The organism is Flavicella marina, assembly GCF_009193215.1.
Taxonomy (GTDB): Bacteria; Bacteroidota; Bacteroidia; order Flavobacteriales; family Flavobacteriaceae; genus Flavicella; species Flavicella marina.
This window is the reverse complement of the sequence record NZ_VYVA01000004.1, coordinates 53,531-72,961: the sequence shown is the minus strand read 5'-3', so window position 1 is coordinate 72,961 and position 19,431 is coordinate 53,531. Positions and strand designations below refer to the sequence as shown.

18 protein-coding genes are annotated in these 19,431 nt (G+C 30.7%); 12 read left to right on the top strand and 6 right to left on the bottom strand.

Features of this window, described 5'->3' with window-relative positions; all coding sequences use genetic code 11:
- Positions 1 to 12 precede the first annotated feature (12 nt).
- The 3 genes from F6P99_RS09385 to F6P99_RS09375 form a co-directional block, all read right to left on the bottom strand.
- A complete protein-coding gene (locus F6P99_RS09385) occupies positions 13 to 1,254 on the bottom strand; it encodes a M48 family metallopeptidase (RefSeq protein ID WP_152287224.1) in 1,242 nt (413 codons plus the stop codon).
- Between the two features lie 65 nt (positions 1,255 to 1,319).
- Complete coding sequence (locus F6P99_RS09380; protein ID WP_152287223.1) at positions 1,320 to 2,129, bottom strand: TrmH family RNA methyltransferase; 810 nt, start codon at positions 2,127 to 2,129, stop codon at positions 1,320 to 1,322.
- A 62-nt stretch (positions 2,130 to 2,191) separates the two neighbouring features.
- The gene (locus F6P99_RS09375) at positions 2,192 to 3,253 is read right to left on the bottom strand and encodes a DUF3810 domain-containing protein (RefSeq protein WP_152287222.1); all 1,062 of its coding nucleotides are present in this window, start codon (positions 3,251 to 3,253) and stop codon (positions 2,192 to 2,194) included.
- 224 nt (positions 3,254 to 3,477) lie between these two features.
- Here F6P99_RS09375 and dnaB point away from each other — a divergent pair, with 224 nt between their 5' ends.
- Positions 3,478 to 4,995, top strand: a complete 1,518-nt coding sequence (dnaB, locus tag F6P99_RS09370; RefSeq protein WP_152287221.1) for a replicative DNA helicase — start codon at positions 3,478 to 3,480, stop codon at positions 4,993 to 4,995.
- A 134-nt stretch (positions 4,996 to 5,129) separates the two neighbouring features.
- On the opposite strand, the gene F6P99_RS09365 is transcribed toward dnaB, so the two are convergent.
- Positions 5,130 to 5,903 (bottom strand): zinc ribbon domain-containing protein, encoded by a 774-nt coding sequence (locus tag F6P99_RS09365; protein WP_152287220.1) that lies wholly within the window; start codon positions 5,901 to 5,903, stop codon positions 5,130 to 5,132.
- 2 nt (positions 5,904 to 5,905) lie between these two features.
- The gene (locus F6P99_RS09360) at positions 5,906 to 7,003 is read right to left on the bottom strand and encodes a Nif3-like dinuclear metal center hexameric protein (protein WP_152287219.1); all 1,098 of its coding nucleotides are present in this window, start codon (positions 7,001 to 7,003) and stop codon (positions 5,906 to 5,908) included.
- Between the two features lie 114 nt (positions 7,004 to 7,117).
- Here F6P99_RS09360 and lpxK point away from each other — a divergent pair, with 114 nt between their 5' ends.
- Positions 7,118 to 8,158: a tetraacyldisaccharide 4'-kinase gene (gene lpxK, locus F6P99_RS09355; RefSeq protein ID WP_317162579.1), complete on the top strand. Its 1,041-nt coding sequence runs from the start codon at positions 7,118 to 7,120 to the stop codon at positions 8,156 to 8,158.
- Here the strand turns inward: lpxK and xerD are convergent.
- On the bottom strand, positions 8,155 to 9,057 hold the full coding sequence (gene xerD, locus F6P99_RS09350; protein ID WP_152287218.1) for a site-specific tyrosine recombinase XerD: 903 nt from the start codon (positions 9,055 to 9,057) through the stop codon (positions 8,155 to 8,157). The two genes, lpxK and xerD, sit on opposite strands and share 4 nt — an antisense overlap.
- A gap of 126 nt (positions 9,058 to 9,183) precedes the next feature.
- On the opposite strand from xerD, the gene aroQ reads away from it, so the two are divergent.
- From aroQ to F6P99_RS09300, 10 genes are all read left to right on the top strand, one after another.
- Positions 9,184 to 9,597, top strand: coding sequence for a type II 3-dehydroquinate dehydratase (aroQ, locus tag F6P99_RS09345; protein ID WP_152287217.1), 414 nt, complete (start codon positions 9,184 to 9,186; stop codon positions 9,595 to 9,597).
- A gap of 75 nt (positions 9,598 to 9,672) precedes the next feature.
- A complete protein-coding gene (locus tag F6P99_RS09340) occupies positions 9,673 to 10,527 on the top strand; it encodes an ABC transporter permease (protein ID WP_152287216.1) in 855 nt (284 codons plus the stop codon).
- Position 10,528: 1 nt separating this feature from the next.
- Entirely contained in the window at positions 10,529 to 11,782 is a 1,254-nt protein-coding gene (locus tag F6P99_RS09335) for an ABC transporter ATP-binding protein (protein ID WP_152287215.1), read from the top strand.
- A gap of 158 nt (positions 11,783 to 11,940) precedes the next feature.
- Positions 11,941 to 12,867 carry a nitroreductase family protein gene (locus F6P99_RS09330; RefSeq protein ID WP_193316045.1) on the top strand — a complete coding sequence of 309 codons (927 nt, stop codon included), beginning with the start codon at positions 11,941 to 11,943 and terminating at the stop codon, positions 12,865 to 12,867.
- Positions 12,845 to 13,990, top strand: a complete 1,146-nt coding sequence (locus F6P99_RS09325) for a polysaccharide pyruvyl transferase family protein (protein ID WP_152287213.1) — start codon at positions 12,845 to 12,847, stop codon at positions 13,988 to 13,990. The genes F6P99_RS09330 and F6P99_RS09325 overlap by 23 nt, the downstream gene beginning before the upstream one ends.
- On the top strand, positions 13,990 to 14,970 hold the full coding sequence (locus F6P99_RS09320) for a glycosyltransferase family 2 protein (protein WP_152287212.1): 981 nt from the start codon (positions 13,990 to 13,992) through the stop codon (positions 14,968 to 14,970). The genes F6P99_RS09325 and F6P99_RS09320 overlap by 1 nt, the downstream gene beginning before the upstream one ends.
- On the top strand, positions 14,954 to 16,120 hold the full coding sequence (locus tag F6P99_RS09315; RefSeq protein WP_152287211.1) for a glycosyltransferase family 4 protein: 1,167 nt from the start codon (positions 14,954 to 14,956) through the stop codon (positions 16,118 to 16,120). Before F6P99_RS09320 ends, F6P99_RS09315 begins: the two co-directional genes overlap by 17 nt.
- Entirely contained in the window at positions 16,117 to 17,136 is a 1,020-nt protein-coding gene (locus F6P99_RS09310; RefSeq protein WP_152287210.1) for a hypothetical protein, read from the top strand. The genes F6P99_RS09315 and F6P99_RS09310 overlap by 4 nt, the downstream gene beginning before the upstream one ends.
- Positions 17,137 to 17,146: 10 nt before the next feature.
- A complete protein-coding gene (locus F6P99_RS09305) occupies positions 17,147 to 18,691 on the top strand; it encodes a glycosyltransferase family 39 protein (RefSeq protein WP_152287209.1) in 1,545 nt (514 codons plus the stop codon).
- Positions 18,692 to 19,420 carry a glycosyltransferase gene (locus F6P99_RS09300; RefSeq protein WP_152287208.1) on the top strand — a complete coding sequence of 243 codons (729 nt, stop codon included), beginning with the start codon at positions 18,692 to 18,694 and terminating at the stop codon, positions 19,418 to 19,420.
- The last annotated feature ends 11 nt before the right edge of the window (positions 19,421 to 19,431 follow it).

The following is a 19,431-nucleotide window of genomic DNA, read 5'->3' as shown; positions in this document are numbered from 1 at the left end:
CAGAATTTTATACTATTCAGACAATTTATTGAGATTTCTAATTCGCTGAAGCAGAGTAGGGTGAGAATAATGAACAAATACTGTTGCTTTATGTGGGGTTAAATTACTCAAACTGTTTTTAGATAGTTTTTTTAACGCACTCACCAAATCTCTACTACTTGAGTGTTTTTTAGCAAAATCATCTGCCTGATATTCAAATGTACGAGAAATTACATTCATAACCATGCCTGTAAGTTCAGAAATTGGACTATACAGAATTCCGAATGTAATCAATCCAATATAGAAGCTAGGAGTGTTTATTTTTAAAGCTTCTGACAATAAGGGATTTCCGATTAATAGTGATAATATAAATAATGTAAGTCCGGTTAAAAGAGTTGATAAAATTAGATTGAAAATAATGTGCTTTCGTTTGTAATGGCCTACTTCATGAGCGAATACTGCAACGATTTCATCACTAGTTAAATCATTTATCAAGGTGTCATATAAAACAATTCTCTTCTTAGGACCAAATCCAGAAAAATATGCGTTTGCTTTTGTGGATCTTTTAGAGCCATCAATTACATAAATATCACTTAATGTAAAACCTATCTGAGCAGCAAAATTTTCTAGTTTGTCTTTAAGTTCTCCTGCTTCTAAAGGTGTCTGTTTATTAAATATCGGAACTATCAGTGATGAATAAAATAAATTCATAAAAAGTGAAAACAAAGTAATCACAAGCCACGTATACAACCAAAATTTATTTCCTGACAACTGGTAAAACCACGTTATTAAACTTAATAGAGCTCCACCAACGATGATCGTTAGCAACCATCCTTTTATTTTGTCTATAAAAAATGTTTGTTTAGAGGTTTTATTGAATCCAAACTTCTCTTCAATATAAAATGTTTTGTAGTATGAAAAAGGCGTGGTTAAAATATCACTTCCAATAAATAAAACTCCAAGAAAATATAAGGTTTGTAGTATTTCATTGTTAGTTAAATCTCTTACTATAGAATCAACAAAAGCAAATCCTTCAAAAAAGAAAAATGAGAGCGTTAAAATGAGCCCAAAACTATTTGTGTAAAAAGAAAAATCATAATTCACACGTTTGTATTTCTGAGACTTTTTATAACTAAATTTATCATAAACATCACTTAGTTCGTCAGGAACAGTATCATAAAAATGTTTTGCATTTAAAAAAGATAAAATCTCTTCTTTAATGAAGTTTAGAATAATAATTCCGACCAATAAATTGAACATTGAGTTTGGGGACATACCTATTCCATTTTATAAAAGTTGTTGTAAAAGTAGTGTAATATTTAATTAAAACCTTACATTGACTATAAGAAGTTTCTTTGTCTAGAAGCTTCAAAAATTAGGATAGATGCCGCAACAGAAACATTCATAGAATCAATTTTTCCGTTCATAGGGATTATGATTTTTTTTGAGGCGTTTTCTAACCATTGGTCTGACAAACCTGTTGATTCAGTTCCAACAACGATAGCAGATGCATTGGTGAAATTCTGTTTTTGATAAGGTTCAGAGTCTTCTTTTAAGGCAGCTGCGTATGATTGGATATTGTGCTTTTGTAAAAAGGACAATATTTCATCAGTAGATCCCGTTGCAATTTGAGTTGTAAATACGCATCCAACGCTACTTCGGATAATATTAGGATTGTAAATATCTGTTTTTGGATTTGCAATGATAACGGCATCAATGTTGGCAGCATCTGCAGTACGCAACAAAGCACCAATATTACCAGGTTTCTCTGGTGCTTCAGCAACTAAAACTAAAGGTTTCTTTCTTTTAAAAGTTAATTTGTCTAGCGTGTGATTTTTAGCCTTGCAAAGCGCTAGAATTCCCTCTGTGGTATCGCGATATGCAATTTTTTGATAAACTTCTTTGCTGATCTCAATTAGCTCAGTTGAAGATTTTACTTGGTTTATGATGCTATCCAATTCACTTTTGTTTGCGATATCAGAACAAAACAGCAATGTTTTGATAGAGTATTCACCTGCAATAGCTAGTGAAATTTCACGTTGTCCTTCTAGTAAAAAAGTACCTGTTTTTTTTCTAATTCTAGATTTGTCTTTGAGTAGTACTACTTCTTTAACAAGAGCGTTTTGTGGACTTGTGATTTGTTTATGCATTTCAATGATTTTAGGCAAAAATAAGGTTTTACTTGTTTCTAAAAGTAACTATAGTGGAAATCTTATTCTTTGTAATGCAACAGCAAATCCACCATATAATTATAACTTTTGATTCCGGATTTTTGTTTGTTGGCTTTTAGATATACGTTGTAGCTTTTTTTAAAGTAGGGCTCGAAGGGGTTTTCATATTGATTCCAAAATTCTCTACTTTCTTTAAACTTTTTTAGAATACCATAGTTGATCGTTTTTGAGATTTTTTGATATTCATTAACATCACGTTTGTGTAATTCTGCTAGTAAATATCTTGCAGCAACCATTTTACCAGATAGTTGAAAATAGGGATCGGGGTGTGATGTAGAGGCCAAGTATCCGATAAAATTCGCTTCATTTTCTGCGGCATAACCTAGTTGATGTGCAATTTCATGACTAGCAGTAAATAGTAATGAGAATTTAGGTGGTTTTGAATTTACTTGTGCTTCACCTGTGAATGGATTTAGATATCCTGAAAAGCCCATATAGGTAAGAGGCGTACTTAAAAGGGAGCTTTTGATGGATGGGTGTCTATATTTTAAAAAGGGATGTTTTTTGGAAATTTGATCATATCCTAATTTCGTTTTTTTTAAAATTTCTTTTTTTGAATAAGGGACTTCAAAACTAACACTATCATTTGATGTTAATTTTATGTGTAGTTTATTGATGTCATGTATTGTTTGTTTGGTGTAATTTGAAAGTTCTTCGGTTGTGTAGTTTGTTTGTTCTATTTGCAATCTTTCGGCAAGTGGCAAGCGGTAATAGTTTAAACCCCAGCTTCCATAAAAGAAAAAATAAAGTACAGAAATTGCACCACCAATAGCTAAAAGGTAGGAACGAATTTCTGAAAGTTTGTCTCTAAAAACTATGTAGATAAACTTGATTGCAATTAAAATGAAAATAAAATAAAGGATGTCACCAATACTAAAAGGAATATAACTTGTAGCGATTCTGTAAAAACCAGCAATTATTTTATAGATACCGTTCGAGTAAAATTTTTCTATTGTTAGCGGAAACCTAGAAATCACTTGAACAAAAAGTATTTGAAAGACTAAGAATAGGGTAAGATATTTTGCTAATAAATCATCTTTCATAGTAATTTGTTCTCCTGGTTATTGTTGAAAATTGTGGTACTAAAATACGTTAAAATTTGTGTTCTGTTTTAAAAAAAATAATGCCTAATCTATTTACAACCAACCATAATTTTAAGTTTAAAAAAAATGTTATCAACAAATAAAGCTTTTTGTAAACAGCCATGTGTACAAATAAAAGTGTTGAAATTAATAAAAAATTGAATTAATAATTTAATTTTGTTGGTATGGAACAACCACGCACTGTGAAAGGACAAAAAGTTGATAAAAGTAGAATTATCAACTTAGAAAAAGGAAAAATCCCACCCCAAGCATTAGATTTAGAAGAAGCTGTGTTGGGAGCTATGATGATTGATAAAAAAGGTATTGATGATGTAATTGATATTTTACATGCTGATGCTTTTTACAAAGAGGCTCATAAAGAAATATATGATGCTATTTACACGTTGTTCCAAAATTCAGAACCTACCGATTTGTTAACCGTTTCGAATCAATTGCGTAAAAACGGAAAACTTGATTTTGCTGGAGGCGATTTTTATTTAATTGGCTTGACGCAAAAAGTAGCATCTTCGGCACATATTGAATTTCATGCTCGTATTATTATTCAAAAATATATTCAAAGGAAACTAATTAGTATTTCTAGCGAAATTATTGAACAATCTTATGATGAGACAGCTGATGTTTTTGATTTGCTAGATGAAGCAGAATCAAAATTGTTTGAAGTTACTCAAGGGAACTTGAAAAAAAGTTCTGAGAGTGCTAAGGACCTTGTGAAGCAAGCTGTGAATAAGATTCAAGAAATAGGGAACCAAGAGGGTATGAGTGGTTTAGAGACCGGTTTTACTAAATTAGATGCTTTGACTTCTGGTTGGCAGCCTTCGGATTTGATTATTATCGCTGCACGTCCGGGTATGGGTAAAACAGCTTTTGTAATTTCTATGGCAAAAAACATGGCCATTGATTTCAATCATCCGGTAGCCTTATTTTCTTTAGAGATGTCTTCTGTACAATTGATTACTCGTATGATTTCGAGTGAAACAGGGTTGACATCAGAAAAACTACGTAAAGGAAATTTAGAGCCTCATGAGTGGGAGCAATTGAATGTAAAGGTTAAAAATTTAACAGATGCTCCAATTTTTATAGACGATACACCTTCGTTGTCAATTTTCGATTTGCGTGCAAAAGCAAGACGTTTGGCTTCGCAACACGGTATAAAGATTATTGTAATTGATTATTTGCAATTAATGACTGCTGGTGGAGCAACAAATGGAAATCGTGAGCAAGAGATTTCAACAATATCTCGAAACTTAAAGGCTTTGGCAAAAGAATTGAATATTCCCGTAATTGCTTTATCACAATTGTCTCGTGCGGTTGAAACACGTGGCGGTTCAAAAAGACCTTTGCTTTCTGATTTACGTGAATCTGGTGCGATTGAGCAAGATGCCGATATTGTATCGTTTATTTTCCGTCCAGAATATTATGGTATTACAGAGTGGGATGATGATGATCATTCACCATGTGAAGGGCAAGGAGAGTTTATTGTTGCCAAACATAGAAATGGTGGTTTAGAAAATATTCGATTGAAGTTTACAGGACACTTAGCTAGATTCTCTGATTTAGAAGAAGGATTCGGAAATGAATTCCAATCCAAGATGAATGATTTCAATCAAGAAATATCATCGAACAATTTTCCAAGTGCAGAAGATGCCTTCGGAGCACCTGAAGATGACGGAATGCCTTTTTAAAGGATATGAAATAAATAACAAACCCGATAACAATTAATGTTATCGGGTTTTACTTTTAACTTCATGAGTAATTGATATAAATAAAAAAGGCTAGCAAATAATTGCTAGCCTTTTTTATATTTAATTATAAATGCTTAAGATAAAACGTCAGCAAGTGCTTGTTGCTCTTCATCGGCCAATGCAGAATCAACTAAAATTCTACCACTATATTCGTCAATAGTGATTTTTTTGCGAGAAGCAATTTCTATTTGTACTTGTGGTGGAATTGTAAAGAAAGATCCTCCAGCAGCACCTCTTTCAATAGATACAACAGCCAAACCATTCTTGACATTAGAACGAATTCTTTTGTAAGCTTTTAATAAATGCTCGTCAATTTTTTCTGACAATTCAGCAGAAAGATTGTTCATCGTTTCTTCTTCTTTTTCAGTTTCTTTAGCGATCGCATCTAATTCAGCTTTTTTATGATCTAAATGAGATTGTTGTCTATCTAATTTCTCAGTTGTATTAGAGATGATTTCGTTCTTTTGCTCGATTTTAGCCTTGAATTCTTTGATTCTTTTTTCAGCTAATTCAACTTCTAATCCTTGAAATTCAATTTCTTTTGACAAAGAATCAAACTCACGGTTATTACGAACTGACTCTTGTTGTTTTTCGTATTTTTTCGCAGCTGCTTTCGCTTCTTCGATTGCTATTTTTTTAGCAGCGATGTCTGCTTCGTAATTTGCAACATCTTCCGTTAATTTAGAAACTCTAGTTTTAAGACCAGCAACTTCATCTTCTAAATCCTCAATTTCTAATGGTAATTCACCACGTACACTTCTAATTGTATCGATTCTTGAATCAATCAATTGTAATCTGTATAGTGATCTTAATTTTTCTTCAACGGTTAGTTCTTTGCTCTTAGCCATGACTATATATAATAAATAGGATTCGTAATTTTATCTGATAAAATGATTGCAAAATTAGTAAATTTTTCTGTAAGATAATCGACTAATAGGTTTTTTGTGAATTGTTCTGATTCGTAATGTCCTACATCGGTTATTAGTAGCTGATTTTCAGCTTTATAGAATTCATGGTATTTAAAGTCTGCTGAGATAAAAGCATCAGCGCCAGCTCTTTTTGCGTCTTCAATAGCAAAACTTCCTGATCCACCGAGAACAGCTACTTTCTTTATTTTTTTACCTGATAGCTTAGAATGTCTTATGCAATCTGTGTGTAAAGTCTTTTTTACAAAATTTAAAAAATCGGTTTCTTTCATTTCGTTTTCGAATTCTCCGATCATTCCCATACCGATTTGTTGGTGTTTGTTTTCAATGGTTGTTATTTCATAAGCTACTTCTTCATAGGGATGGTTGTCAAACATTGCTTTTAAAATGGCTCCTTCCAAATGTTTTTCAAAAATAACTCCGATAATAATCTCCTTTTCGGTATGTAAAACACCTTTAGTTCCGATAGTAGGGTTAGAGTCTTCACCACCTCTATAGGTTCCAAATCCAGCCACGTTAAAGCTGCAATTATCGTATTTACCGATTTTTCCAGCACCTTTCGCAAACATTGCTTTTCTCAATCTGTCAGCATTTTCTATGGGTACATAAGTCAATAATTTTTTTATTGTGTTTTTTTGAGGAATTAAGATGTGTTTATTCGAAAGCCCCAGTACATCACAAATTTTTGCATTAACACCATTGAAAGAATTGTCTAATGCAGTGTGCATAGTGTATATTGCAATGTTGCTTTTTATAGCCTTAATTACGACCCTTTCTACATAGTTTGATCCATTGATTTTCTTTAAACCTGAAAAAACTATAGGGTGAAAGCTTACAATAAGATTGCAGTTTTTTTCAATTGCTTCATCAACTACATTCTCTAAAGTATCTAGCGTAACCAAAACTCCAGTTACTTCGGTTTTGTAGTCTCCTACCAACAGTCCGACATTATCGAAACCCTCTGCATAATTTAATGGAGCTAATTTTTCAATGCTATTGGCAATATCTCTTATTGTAGTCATATTTTGCATAAATTTTGAAATCAAATGTAAAAAAAAGAGTTGGATTCTTTTTAGAATGAGCAAGAGATATTTGATTACTTTTGTGAGAATAATTTAGACAAACGCAAGCAATCTATGTTTCAGAAAACATTCATAAAATTTCTTCGATACCTACTTTTTCCTTTTTCTGTACTTTACGCATTGGTAGTGGCTGTTAGGAATGTGTTTTTTGATTTAGGTGTTTTTAAGCAAACGAGTTTTGATATTCCTGTGATTGCTGTGGGTAATTTGAGTGTGGGAGGAACAGGTAAAACACCGCAAATAGAATATTTGATTCGTTTGTTAGAAAAAGACTATCGTATTGCTGTTTTGAGTAGGGGGTATAAAAGGAAAACCAAAGGTTTTGTGTTGGCAAATGAAACGACAAAAGTTGAAGATATTGGAGACGAGCCTTTTCAATATTCTCAAAAATTTAAAAACATTCTTGTTGCGGTTGACGCGGATAGGACTAACGGTATAAAAAAACTACTAGCATTAGATGCTTCAATTGATTTGATTTTATTGGATGATGCGTATCAACATAGAAAAGTAAAAGCAAGTTTTTATACTTTACTAACTGGATATGACAATAGGTTTACGAAAGATTTTGTATTGCCTACTGGAGAGTTACGCGAGTCTCGATTTGGAGTAAATAGGGCACATGCTATTGTGGTAACGAAATGCCCTGCTGATTTAACCAATGAGCAACAACTATCGATTGTCAATGAAATCAAACCAAATAAGAAGCAACAAGTGTTTTTTAGTAGTATTGAATATGATGATGTGGTAAACTCTAACAGCAATACAATAAGAGTAGGTGACTTGGTTAATTATGAAGTTGTATTGGTTACAGGTATTGCGAAACCCAAACCATTGTTGGATTTCTTAAGGTCAAAGAATATTTCTTTTAAACATGTTGAGTTTCCTGATCACCATCATTTTGAAGAGACGGATATAAGAAATATAAAAAACATTTATAAGGAGATTGAGACTGATAACAAGATAATTCTTACAACTGAAAAAGATTTTACACGTTTGTCTGATAGTGTAGAGAATTTGTACGCATTAGGTATTAAAACTTCGATTTTTTCAAATAAAGAATTTGATGCTTTTGTAAAGCAAAGTATCAAAAATTAGAATGAACTTCTGGGATGGAATTTTTCCACGACACTTTTTAAGTGGCTTTTGTCTAAATGCATGTAAATTTCTGTTGTAGTAATGCTTTCATGCCCTAGCATTTGTTGAATTGCCCTTAAGTCAGCGCCATTTTCTAACAAATGTGTAGCGAAGGAATGTCGAAATGTATGTGGGCTAATTTTTTTTTGAATACCAGCTTCTTGCGCAAGGTTTTTGATGATCGTGAAAATCATATTTCGCGTTAACATTTTGCCTCGTCTGTTTAAAAACAAAGTATCTTCGAAACCTTTTTGGGGTGTGTCATGACAACGGATGTATTTGATGTAATTTGTGATCAAGTTCTGAGTATCTAAACTTAATGGAACAAAGCGTTGTTTGTCTCCTTTCCCAGTTACTCGTATAAAACCTTCATCAAAAAACAGATCAGAAATTTGCAGTGTGATGAGTTCACTTACACGAAAACCACAGCTATACAGTGTTTCTAACATTGTTTTATTGCGTTCACCTTGTGGATGACTTAAATTGATACTATCAATGAGCATGTCAATTTCTACTTGAGATAAAGTGTCTGGAAGTTTTCTACCTGTTTTTGGGGTCTCAATCAATTCTGTTGGGTTGTCATCGCGATATTTTTCAAAAATCAAATAATCAAAAAAATTACGCAATCCAGATAAGAGTCTAGCTTGCGATTTAGGGTTGCTGCTTTTAGCAGTTTCGTAAATAAACTGTAGTATGATTTCTTTGTCAATCTGTTCAGGGGTTACAATAATACTATTGTCTTCCAGGTAATTAATGAGTTTTTTAATGTCTCGACTATAGCTGTCAATTGTATTGAAAGACATGCTTCTTTCAATTTGTAAATAAAGTTTGTAATCGTTTAAAAATTGCAACCATTTCATGCGAGTAAAGGTATTAAAAAGTATAAAGATATATGATTTAAAGAGGCGAGTTTTCTAAGAAAATTGAAAATAGTCATTGTTAATTCGATAACATTCTTATTTTTGTTTTTTATATAGATTGAAATCATGAAAATTCTAGTACTTAACGGCCCAAATTTAAATTTATTAGGAAAAAGAGAGCCTGAAATCTATGGTTCGGCAACCTTTGAAGATTATTTTGAGAAATTATCAAATAAATTTGAAACAGTTTCGTTAACTTATTTTCAATCAAATCATGAAGGTGAGTTGGTAGATAAATTGCATGAGATAGGATTTTCGTTTGATGGAATAGTATTGAATGCTGGTGCATACACACATACATCTGTTGCTATAGCAGATGCTATAAAAGGAATTGAAACTCCAGTTATAGAAGTACATATCTCAAATACACATGCAAGAGAAAATTTTAGAAAACATTCTTATTTATCGCCTTGTGTAAAAGGTGTCATTTTAGGTTTCGGTTTAAAAAGCTATGATTTAGCTATCGAGAGTTTTTTGTAAAAGAAAAATCGCAAGTATAATACCCCAATTATTTGTGTTTTTTTGATTCGTTTATTTAATTTTACGGGGATAGGTATGAGTAAAAACAATTGGCTTTTCGAAATAACCCCAAAAAATAAATTGCTTGATTTTAATTTTAAGGAAATTTGGGCATATAGAGATTTGTTGTTTCTGTTTGTAAAGAGAGATGTAATCACACTATACAAACAAACAATATTAGGACCCTTATGGTATTTAATTCAGCCCTTGTTTACTTCTATAATTTTCACTCTAGTGTTTAACAAGATAGCTAATATTCCAACAAACGGAGTTCCTCCATTTTTATTTAATTTGGCTGGAATTACAGCTTGGAATTACTTTAAGGATTGTTTGGTTTCGACTTCTGATACGTTTAAGAAAAATGAAGCAATTTTTGGTAAAGTTTATTTCCCAAGAATAATTATGCCTTTATCGATTGTCGTTTCTAATTTGTTGAAATTTGGAATTCAATTAACTATTTTCTTTTTGTTTTATTCTTATTTTATATTTCAAGGAATGTCTTTTTCAATTTCGATTGCAATTTTATTTTTACCTATTTTGATAATATCGATGGGGTTTCTTGGGTTAGGTTTAGGAATGATTATATCATCGATGGTAACAAAATATAGAGATTTGACATTTTTGGTGTCATTTGGAGTTCAATTGTTGATGTATTTATCTGCTGTTGTATATCCATTAGAAATTGTAGAAAAAACGATGCCAAAGTACGCGTGGATCGTTGCGTACAATCCAATGACAACAGTTATTGAATCATTTAGGAATATTGTTTTAAGAACTGGAGATGTTACGATAATTTCAAGTTTTTCTGTACTTGGAATTTCTTTTGTAGTATTAATTTTTGGAATGTTAGTGTTTAACAAAACGGAAAAAAGTTTTATAGATACGATTTAAGATGGAAGAAGTAATTTTAAAAATAGAAAATCTATCAAAGCAGTATCGACTAGGAACAATTGGTACAGGAACCATAAGTCATGATTTAAATAGATGGTGGGCAAAGATTCGAGGTAAAGAAGACCCGTATTTGAAAATAGGAGAAAGTAACGATAGAGCTTCAAAAGGGAATTCTGAATATGTATGGGCTTTAAAGGATATTAATTTTGAAGTGAATCGAGGCGAAGTTTTAGGGATCATAGGAAAAAATGGTGCAGGTAAATCGACTTTATTAAAAATTTTGTCTAAAGTTACGGGGCCTACTAAAGGAAGTATCAAATCAAAAGGTAGAATTGCTTCATTACTTGAGGTAGGGACTGGCTTTCACCCAGAAATGACAGGAAAAGAAAACGTTTTTTTAAATGGAGCCATTTTAGGGATGACCAAAAAAGAAATTGCTTCAAAATTAGATGAAATTGTCAAATTTTCAGGTTGTGAACGATATATCGATACTCCAGTAAAACGATACTCTAGCGGGATGAAAGTTCGGTTAGCATTTGCCGTAGCGGCTTTTTTAGAACCTGACATCTTAGTTGTAGATGAAGTTTTAGCTGTAGGTGATGCAGAATTTCAAAAAAAGGCTATTGGTAAAATGCAAGATATTTCAAAAGGTGATGGAAGAACGGTTTTATTTGTGAGTCATAATATGGGGGCGATTAAAAGTTTGTGTACGCGTTGTGTTGTTTTAAAAAATGGAGGGGTTCAAATTTTAGCAGATACTAAAACGGCAATAAATGAATATCTTTTATTGAATAAAGTAGAAGATTTATCTGTTAAAAAATTTTTTAGCAATGCAGGAGTTGTTAAGATGACAATGGCACAACTGAAAAATAAAGACCTTGTATGTAATACTTTTCATAGCGGAGATAGTTTGACAATAGATGTAACTATTGAACGTGAAACTAATGATGAGCATGAGGTAAATTTGTTTGTAGGTTTGTATGATGAATATGGAGTAAAACAAGCTCACTTTGGCAATACGTATGCAGGGTATAAGATTGAAACCAATAAAAAAAATATTTCTCTTCAAATCAATAAATTACCATTTGTTTCGGGTACATTTACAATAAACCTGTCTTTACATTTATACGGAAAACCTCATCATAGAGAATTAAATGCACTTACTTTTTATGTAGAACCAGGAGATTATTACGGAATTGGTAAGAATGTTATTGAGGGGAATGGTAGATTTTTAATTGAAAGCACTTGGGCATGATGTTAGTTTTTATAAAAAAAATGATAAAAAGGGTTTTAAAAATTCCCAAAAAGCTAAAATTAAAAATAGCTCAATACCTATATACTAAGTTAACAGAAAAAAATATTTTTTTAATTAAACTGTTTTATTTCTTCTTTGACCACTCATTTGACAGAGAAATGAAAAGTGTACTTTTAGGTAAAAAATTGTTTGAAAAAAGAATAGATAATAATGAGGCAAATATTTCTAAGGTTAGGAGAGAGGTCCATAGGATTGAAAAAGGTTTGATACTACCGAATAGGAAACCATTTTTTGCTTCAGATTATATTGAGTCAACTGTTGATTTTTTGATAGCATCATTTCATGAATTAGATTCGTTTAATAAAAAATGGTGTTGTGATGTTTTGATAAAGTATTTTGATGAAATTGGTAACGGTAATCATTCGATTGATCTTTCAAGAGAAAAGCTACATGAATTTTTATCGAGTATTGATTTAGATTTAGAGGTAGTTTCAAGTGTTCCTTTTAACCAATCTCAATTAGAAAAGACTCCTATTGTCTATGATGATCTATTAAGTTTAGCAAAAAGAAGACACTCAGTTCGTTTTTTTAAAGACGTTAAAGTAGAAAAAGAAAAATTAGAGAAGGCATTGGATATAGGCTTACAATCTCCAAGTGCTTGCAATAGACAACCGTTTGAAGTTTTGTTTTTTAATCAGGAAGAATTATTATCTGAAGCGTTGAAGTTGCCTATGGGAATTACTACTTTTATGGGAGAGATTAAAAATATTGCAATTATTGTCGGTGATTTAAGTTATTACTTTAGTGAACGAGATAGGCATCTAATATATGTTGATGGTTCTTTGTTTACGATGGCATTTTTGTTTGGACTTGAGGTTCAAGGTATTTCATCTTGTGTTATTAATTGGCCTGATATAGAGGCCTATGAAAAAGAATTTCATAAAATATTTAACATTCCAAGCCACAAAAGAGGAGTATGCTTTATTGCCTTAGGTTATGCAAAAGAAACAGGTAAAATACCTTATTCAGAAAAAAAAGAATCCAGTAAAATACTGAAATACAATGAGATATATACAGGTAGATAATGCCGGTTTTGTAAACAAAGGAGCAGAATTAATGCTTCGATCAATTATAAAACACTATGACGCTAATGAGGAAGTAAGAATCGTATATAATGGAGGGGGTGACCTAAATGAATATGTTAAGATTCAGAAAGTTTTATTAAATTTATATTCCCCTCTTTCGCTACAAAGATTTAAAATTAAATTCTCGAATTTTATTGATTCACAAAAAATATTGATGCATGGGCTAGTTTTTGATAAAGATATTAGCGTTGTGCTTGATGCTGGTGGTTTTCAATTTGGTGATCAATGGATATATGAAACTACGAAGATTGAAAAGATTAATAAAAGAATTAAATACTATAAAGATTTAAAGAAGAGAGGAGTTAAAATAGTTTTTTTACCTCAAGCTTTTGGTAGTTTCGAGAAAAAGCTTTCGAAATATTACATCCTAAAACTCTATGCTATATGTGATCTTTTTTTTGCAAGGGATAAAGTGTCTTTTGAATACATGTCAAATATTTTATCAAGTTCTGAGAAACTACAATTAGCTCCTGATTTTACGAATTTGTACTTACCTGAGATAGATGATAAAAGTAAATTTGAATTATATAAAAATAAGATATGTGTCATACCTAATTCGAAGATGTTAACGCATACAACCAAAGAAATAGCCTCAAACTATAAATCTTTTTTGATCAAAATAGTTAAAGAATTAAAACGTCAAGGAGAAGAGGTGTTTTTTTTAAATCATGAAGGGCAATCAGATTTAGATTTAATAAAGGAATTGAATCACCTAGAACTACCTTTCCTTACAGATTTGAATGCTAATGAAGTGAAATTTATAATTGGTCAATCAAAAATGTTGATATCTTCTAGATTTCATGGAGTAGTTAGTGGATTATCACAATCAATACCTACTTTTTCAACTTCATGGAGTCATAAATATAATGAATTGATGAGTGATTATGGTTTTTTTGATGGGTTACTAAATGTTAATAAACCTGACGTTTCAATAAATAAAATTAGCAAATACTTACACCCTTCAGAATACAAAAAATTAAAGAATCAATTGGATTTGAAAGGCAAGGAAGAGAAGAAGAAATCGAAAGAAATGTGGTCAATGGTTGATAATTTTGTTTTGTAATGGTTGCACCACAAGTTTCTTTAATAATTCCCACATACAACAGAGCTGAGGTAATAGCTGAGACATTGAATTCTATAATTGCTCAGTCTTATACAAATTGGGAATGCATTATAGTTGATGATGGATCAACAGACACGACAATAAATGTTGTCCAAGCTTTTGTTAAAAAAGATAGTCGGTTTAAACTTTTTGAACGTCCTTCTCATTTGTTGAGAGGAGGTAATGCCGCAAGAAATTATGGCTTTAGTAAATCATCAGGTGAATTTATTAATTGGTTTGATAGTGATGATATTATGACTGAAGACCATATAAAAGAAAAGGTAGAATATTTAACAAGCCATAAAGAAACTGATTTTGTAGTTTGTAAATATCAAAACTTTAATGAAAGTATTTTTGATGATGGGTGGATATCAATGTTTGAAAAAGTTGGTGATCTATTTGAAAATTATATATCTGGAAAAATATCAATTCTAACTTTTATCCCAATTTGGAGAAGAAGCTTATTGTTAAAATATGATTTGTTTGATGAAAAAATCTACCAACATCAAGACTTAGAATGTTATTCTAGAATTTTAGATAAAGAGAAGAATATAGGATTTATTGATAAAGTTTTAATTTTTGTTCGAGAAAATAACGAATCAATTACAATAAAAAACAAAAAAAGAAATTATCATATAGATTCATATTTAGCAGTTAAAACAAAACAATTACAATTAAATTCGGTTAAAAATTCTGTAAGAATACAAGAGGTTTTATTGAATCAGATGATTAAAGTTTTTTTGTATTTGATCAGAATTAGAGAATTTAATAAAGCTAAAAGAGTGTACTTGTTTATTGAAGAAAATTTTTCATTAAAAAAGTTTCATTTATCAATCTATAGATTTAAAATTTATTATTATTCAATTAAGTTTTTTAACCGTGGAGATAACAGGTTAAAGATGATTTTAAATTTGAAAAATCCATATGAATCTTTTAAATAAAAATATAGTTTTACTTATAAAGTCTCCGGTATTAGGTGGTGCAGAACGTCAAGCATTAGGTTTTGCTGATTATGCCATACATACTTTAGATTGTTCTGTAAAAATTATTGCTACGCATTCAGGTTTGGTTTCGAAAGAATTTAAACAGTTTGCAGAAGAAATTGGAATTGATGAAATTCATTATAAAGAAAAATATTTTTTAAAATTATCTAACAATATTTCTCTGAAAAATTTAAGAAACGGCATTAAAACTTTTCTTTATTTGTTAAAGATGATACAGTTTATTAGAAAGTTTAAACCCTTTTTAATTGTTCCTTTCTTAAATCCACCATCTAAGTTAGCAGTATTAATATATAAATATACCGGGGCTAAATATACATTTTGGCATCAGTTGGGATTGGACTTTTTTAGGAAAGATGCATTAGAAGCCTATGCAATAAAAAAAACGCCCATATTTGTTGCAAATGCACAGAATGGAATAGATGAAATTTGTGATTCGTATGCAGTGCCTACCGAAAAAATATTTTGTTTACCTCAGTATACTACGTTATCTTACCAAGAACACGATTCAAATTCGATTCGTGAAAAGTTACAAATTGATAATGATGCAATAGTAATAGGTATGATTTCTCATTATCGAGAAGAGAAATTGTTCGATCTGTTGTTCGATACTTTTTTGCAACTTTGCTCCACAAGAAAAACACACCTAGTGTTATTAGGGGATGCTGATAATTCTCCTGAAACCGAAAAAAAATATAGAGAATTATGTAACCAAGCCTCTGCTAGTAGTTGTTCAGAAAACATTTCGGTTCTTTCTAGTCGTCCGGTTTCTGAAATACTAAGCATACTAGATATTGGAGTGTTGGTTTCAACAATGGAAGGAACTCCCAATGTTGTTATGGAGTATATGTTGTATAAATTACCTGTTGTAGCTACTAATCATATTGGTTGTAAACAATTATTGAATTCTGAAGATTTTTTAATAAATAATACCGTTGATGAATTAACAAATAAGTTAGATCTGTTAATTGAAGATACTGAATTAAGAAAGAAAATAGGAGTGAAAAATGCCAACTTGATACAGAAGTATTCTAAAGAGAATTATTTTAAGAGACTTGAAGAAATAATCAGCCAAAGCAATCCGTCATGAAAATAGTTTGTGAAGTAGAAATGATTGATAGTCCTCATTTATACCATTTGTATTCTGGTTTTTTGACATTAGAAACAATGGGGATTATCGAGCTAAAACTAAAAACCCCTGGTAATGATGGTAATGTTTACAAACCTATTCTTCATGTAAAAATAAACAATTCAATCACTGTAGTTTATGATTTGTTAGATGGTTTTAATTGGATTTCAGGTACGATAGAAGAAAACCTTAAATTTTTTCAAGAAGAATACAAAAATGTCGATTATTATTTTAAGCGTAGTTTCAATAATAAATTACTAGATTATAAAGCTAAAACAACTAAGATTTTGGCATTAGGTTTATTTTACAGGATCGAAAAACCAGATTTTTTAAAAAATAAATACAAAGTAAGAGCAAAAGAAATAATGAGGGGCTTTAACTTATTTACTGTTGAGAAAAATCAATTTTGTGCGCCACCCATTCTTTCAGATTTAAACTCTATGCTGTATACTAGATTATGGGATCCGTCCGATGTTGAAGCACAGCACTTAAAAGAAGAGAGAGAGTTGATAAATATCAATCGTATAGAATCAATATTAGCTTGTAAAAAAGAATTCAAAGATCGATTTGTAGGTGGGTTGTCAAATACTCCTTATGCTCAAAAAAAAGCAAAAAGTCTTGTTTTAGATGGCAACATCACAAATAGAAAAAATTATTTAACTACATTGAAAAGTACAGCAATTAGTATAGTTAATTTAGGACTTCATAACTCTAACGGAGGTAGGTTTGCAGAATCAGTGGCTGCAAGTCGAGCAATTGTAACTGAGCCTCTTGTTTATCAAGCTACAGGAGATTTTTTAGAAAATAAAAATTACCTAACCTTTACAGATAAAGAAATGTTGCTAAGTCAAGTCGAATCACTTTTATCTTCTCCTAAAAAAGTCAAAACTATGATGGAGTATAATTACAAGTATTATAACAATTACTTAAGACCAGAAAATTTAGTTTTAAATTCATTAATTGAAGTATTAAAATAAACATGTAAGAATGAATAAACTAATAATTTCCATTTACCTGTTCTTTTCATTAGTTATAACTTTTTCTATTTATAAAGATTATGGAATAAGTTGGGATGAAGGCATGCAACGAAGTACCGCTAGAATAAATTTCAATTACGTATTTAGAGGAGACCAAGAATTGAAATCATGGATTGATCAAGATTATGGGGTGGCATTTGAATTGCCACTTTACATTATCGAAAAAGTTTTTCAATGGGAGGATAGTGAAAATGGTGAGCTGTATGTTTTTTTATACAGACATTTATTTACACATATATTTTACTTATTCGGTGGTCTGGTTCTGTATTTATTAGTTTCTCAATTGTTTCAATCAAAACTATATGGTGTACTTTCGCTTTTTTTATATATGCTTCAACCTAGAATTTATGGACATTCGTTTGTGAATACAAAAGACATTCCGTTAATGGTAGGGTTTATTTTTTGTTATTATACACTGTTTAAATATTATACTAAAAGAACGTTTACCTATGCTATATTATTAGGTTTAAGCTCGGCAGTATTGATAAATATTAGAATCTTGGGCATTGTTTTTCCTGTTATTGGAATATCGTTTTTAGTTCTGTTTGACTGTATTGACAATGGCCTGTTACAGCTAAAAAAAGAAGCAAACAAATATGCAGTCATAGTGTTGAGTACACTAATATTTACCTATGCTTTTTGGCCTGTTTTATGGAGTAATCCTATTGAGAAGTTTATTGAGATTTTTATAAATATGTCTCATTTTAGACATAATACTCAAGAATTGGTTTTTGGAGAATACATAAAAGCAGCTCATGATCAAACCTATTTTTTTAAATGGTTTTTTACAACGGTTCCTTTGGGATATCTGATTTTTGGGATAATGGGTCTGTTATTGTTTTTCTATAAAGTGCTTAAAACAAAATTCAACTATTTATCAGTTCCTAAAAACAGAGTTATAGGACTATTATTCGTGTTTTTATTAGTTCCATTATCAATTATCATTCTAAAAAAATCGGTACTGTATAATGGTTGGAGACAATTGTTTTTTATCTACCCGAGTTTTATAATTATGATGATTTATACGTTTCATTATTTTAAGAAGACCAAGATACATTTGCCACTATTAATTGTATTTGTTTTGTATTTGGGTACTGTTATTTATAATCAAGTAAAACTACACCCATATCAAGCAGTTTATTTTAACGAACTTGTATCGAAAGAAAAAGATTATTTAGCAAAGAATTTCGAATTTGATTATTGGGGAGTTTCGTATAAAGAAGCTTTTGAAAAGCTATTGAGGTTTGACAAATCAGACTCTATTTGTATTGCCGTGCCTGAAGATGTAGGTGTTGCTAATTTAAAAATCTTACCTTTAAAGAATAAAAAAAGATTGCATTATGTTAACAATATTGAGAACCCTGAAAATTTAATAAATGCTGATTATTTCATCTCTCACGGTTACTATTACAACAAAATAATGAAGCAAGATAATTTACTCTTTGAAATTAGAAGATATAATAGCCCTGTTATTACTATATATAAAATAAAATAGATGAAGACCTGTATAATAATTCCTGCATTTAACGAAGCAAAGCGATTACCGGTCGATGAATTTCTTGAATTTTTAGCTAGTAACAAAAGCAATTATTTTTGTTTTGCAAATGATGGTAGTAGTGATGAAACAATTAAGGTATTGCATAAAATAAGGGATAAATATCCCGAATATGTGAAGATTATAGATTTTGAAAGGAATGAAGGAAAAGCTGAAACTATTCGAAAAGCCATGCAACATCTATTGAAAGAAAAAAAATATGATAGTATAGGCTTTTTTGATGCAGATTTGGCAACTCCATTATCAGAAATAGAAAGGTTTAAAAAAGAGCTGGTAAATAATCCTGAATTATTGTTGGTAATGGGAAGTAGATTCAAAAGATTGGGAGCAACCATAGATAGAAAGTTCAAAAGATTTTTATTTGGTCGAATATTTGCAACCATTGTTAGTTATTTTGTGTTGAAATTTCCTGTTTATGACACACAATGTGGAGCTAAATTATTTTCAACGAAAATTTCTGTTTCGGTTTTTGAAAAACCATTTATTACGAGATGGATTTTCGATGTTGAAATTCTATTGAGAATGAAGAATAATCTTGAATTAGATATTTATAAAACAGTTTTAGAACTCCCCTTGAAAACATGGATAGAAAAAGGTGAATCTAAAATACGATTTAGCGATTTATTGAAAGTCCCTTTTGATTTAATCCGTCTGAATCGTACAAATTAATCACAAATAGA

Bases quoted from the DNA above. Each gene is read 5' to 3' on its own strand.
- aroQ (WP_152287217.1), top strand. From the start codon at position 9,184: ATGAAAATTCTAGTACTTAACGGCCCAAATTTAAATTTATTAGGAAAA.
- F6P99_RS09360 (WP_152287219.1), bottom strand. From the start codon at position 7,003: ATGACTACAATAAGAGATATTGCCAATAGCATTGAAAAATTAGCTCCA.
- F6P99_RS09365 (WP_152287220.1), bottom strand. From the start codon at position 5,903: ATGGCTAAGAGCAAAGAACTAACCGTTGAAGAAAAATTAAGATCACTA.
- F6P99_RS09340 (WP_152287216.1), top strand. From the start codon at position 9,673: ATGAGTAAAAACAATTGGCTTTTCGAAATAACCCCAAAAAATAAATTG.
- F6P99_RS09320 (WP_152287212.1), top strand. From the start codon at position 13,990: ATGGTTGCACCACAAGTTTCTTTAATAATTCCCACATACAACAGAGCT.
- F6P99_RS09300 (WP_152287208.1), top strand. From the start codon at position 18,692: ATGAAGACCTGTATAATAATTCCTGCATTTAACGAAGCAAAGCGATTA.
- F6P99_RS09380 (WP_152287223.1), bottom strand. From the start codon at position 2,129: ATGCATAAACAAATCACAAGTCCACAAAACGCTCTTGTTAAAGAAGTA.
- F6P99_RS09375 (WP_152287222.1), bottom strand. From the start codon at position 3,253: ATGAAAGATGATTTATTAGCAAAATATCTTACCCTATTCTTAGTCTTT.
- dnaB (WP_152287221.1), top strand. From the start codon at position 3,478: ATGGAACAACCACGCACTGTGAAAGGACAAAAAGTTGATAAAAGTAGA.
- F6P99_RS09305 (WP_152287209.1), top strand. From the start codon at position 17,147: ATGAATAAACTAATAATTTCCATTTACCTGTTCTTTTCATTAGTTATA.
- F6P99_RS09385 (WP_152287224.1), bottom strand. From the start codon at position 1,254: ATGTCCCCAAACTCAATGTTCAATTTATTGGTCGGAATTATTATTCTA.
- lpxK (WP_317162579.1), top strand. From the start codon at position 7,118: ATGTTTCAGAAAACATTCATAAAATTTCTTCGATACCTACTTTTTCCT.
- F6P99_RS09335 (WP_152287215.1), top strand. From the start codon at position 10,529: ATGGAAGAAGTAATTTTAAAAATAGAAAATCTATCAAAGCAGTATCGA.
- F6P99_RS09315 (WP_152287211.1), top strand. From the start codon at position 14,954: ATGAATCTTTTAAATAAAAATATAGTTTTACTTATAAAGTCTCCGGTA.
- F6P99_RS09310 (WP_152287210.1), top strand. From the start codon at position 16,117: ATGAAAATAGTTTGTGAAGTAGAAATGATTGATAGTCCTCATTTATAC.
- xerD (WP_152287218.1), bottom strand. From the start codon at position 9,057: ATGAAATGGTTGCAATTTTTAAACGATTACAAACTTTATTTACAAATT.
- F6P99_RS09330 (WP_193316045.1), top strand. From the start codon at position 11,941: ATGAAAAGTGTACTTTTAGGTAAAAAATTGTTTGAAAAAAGAATAGAT.
- F6P99_RS09325 (WP_152287213.1), top strand. From the start codon at position 12,845: ATGAGATATATACAGGTAGATAATGCCGGTTTTGTAAACAAAGGAGCA.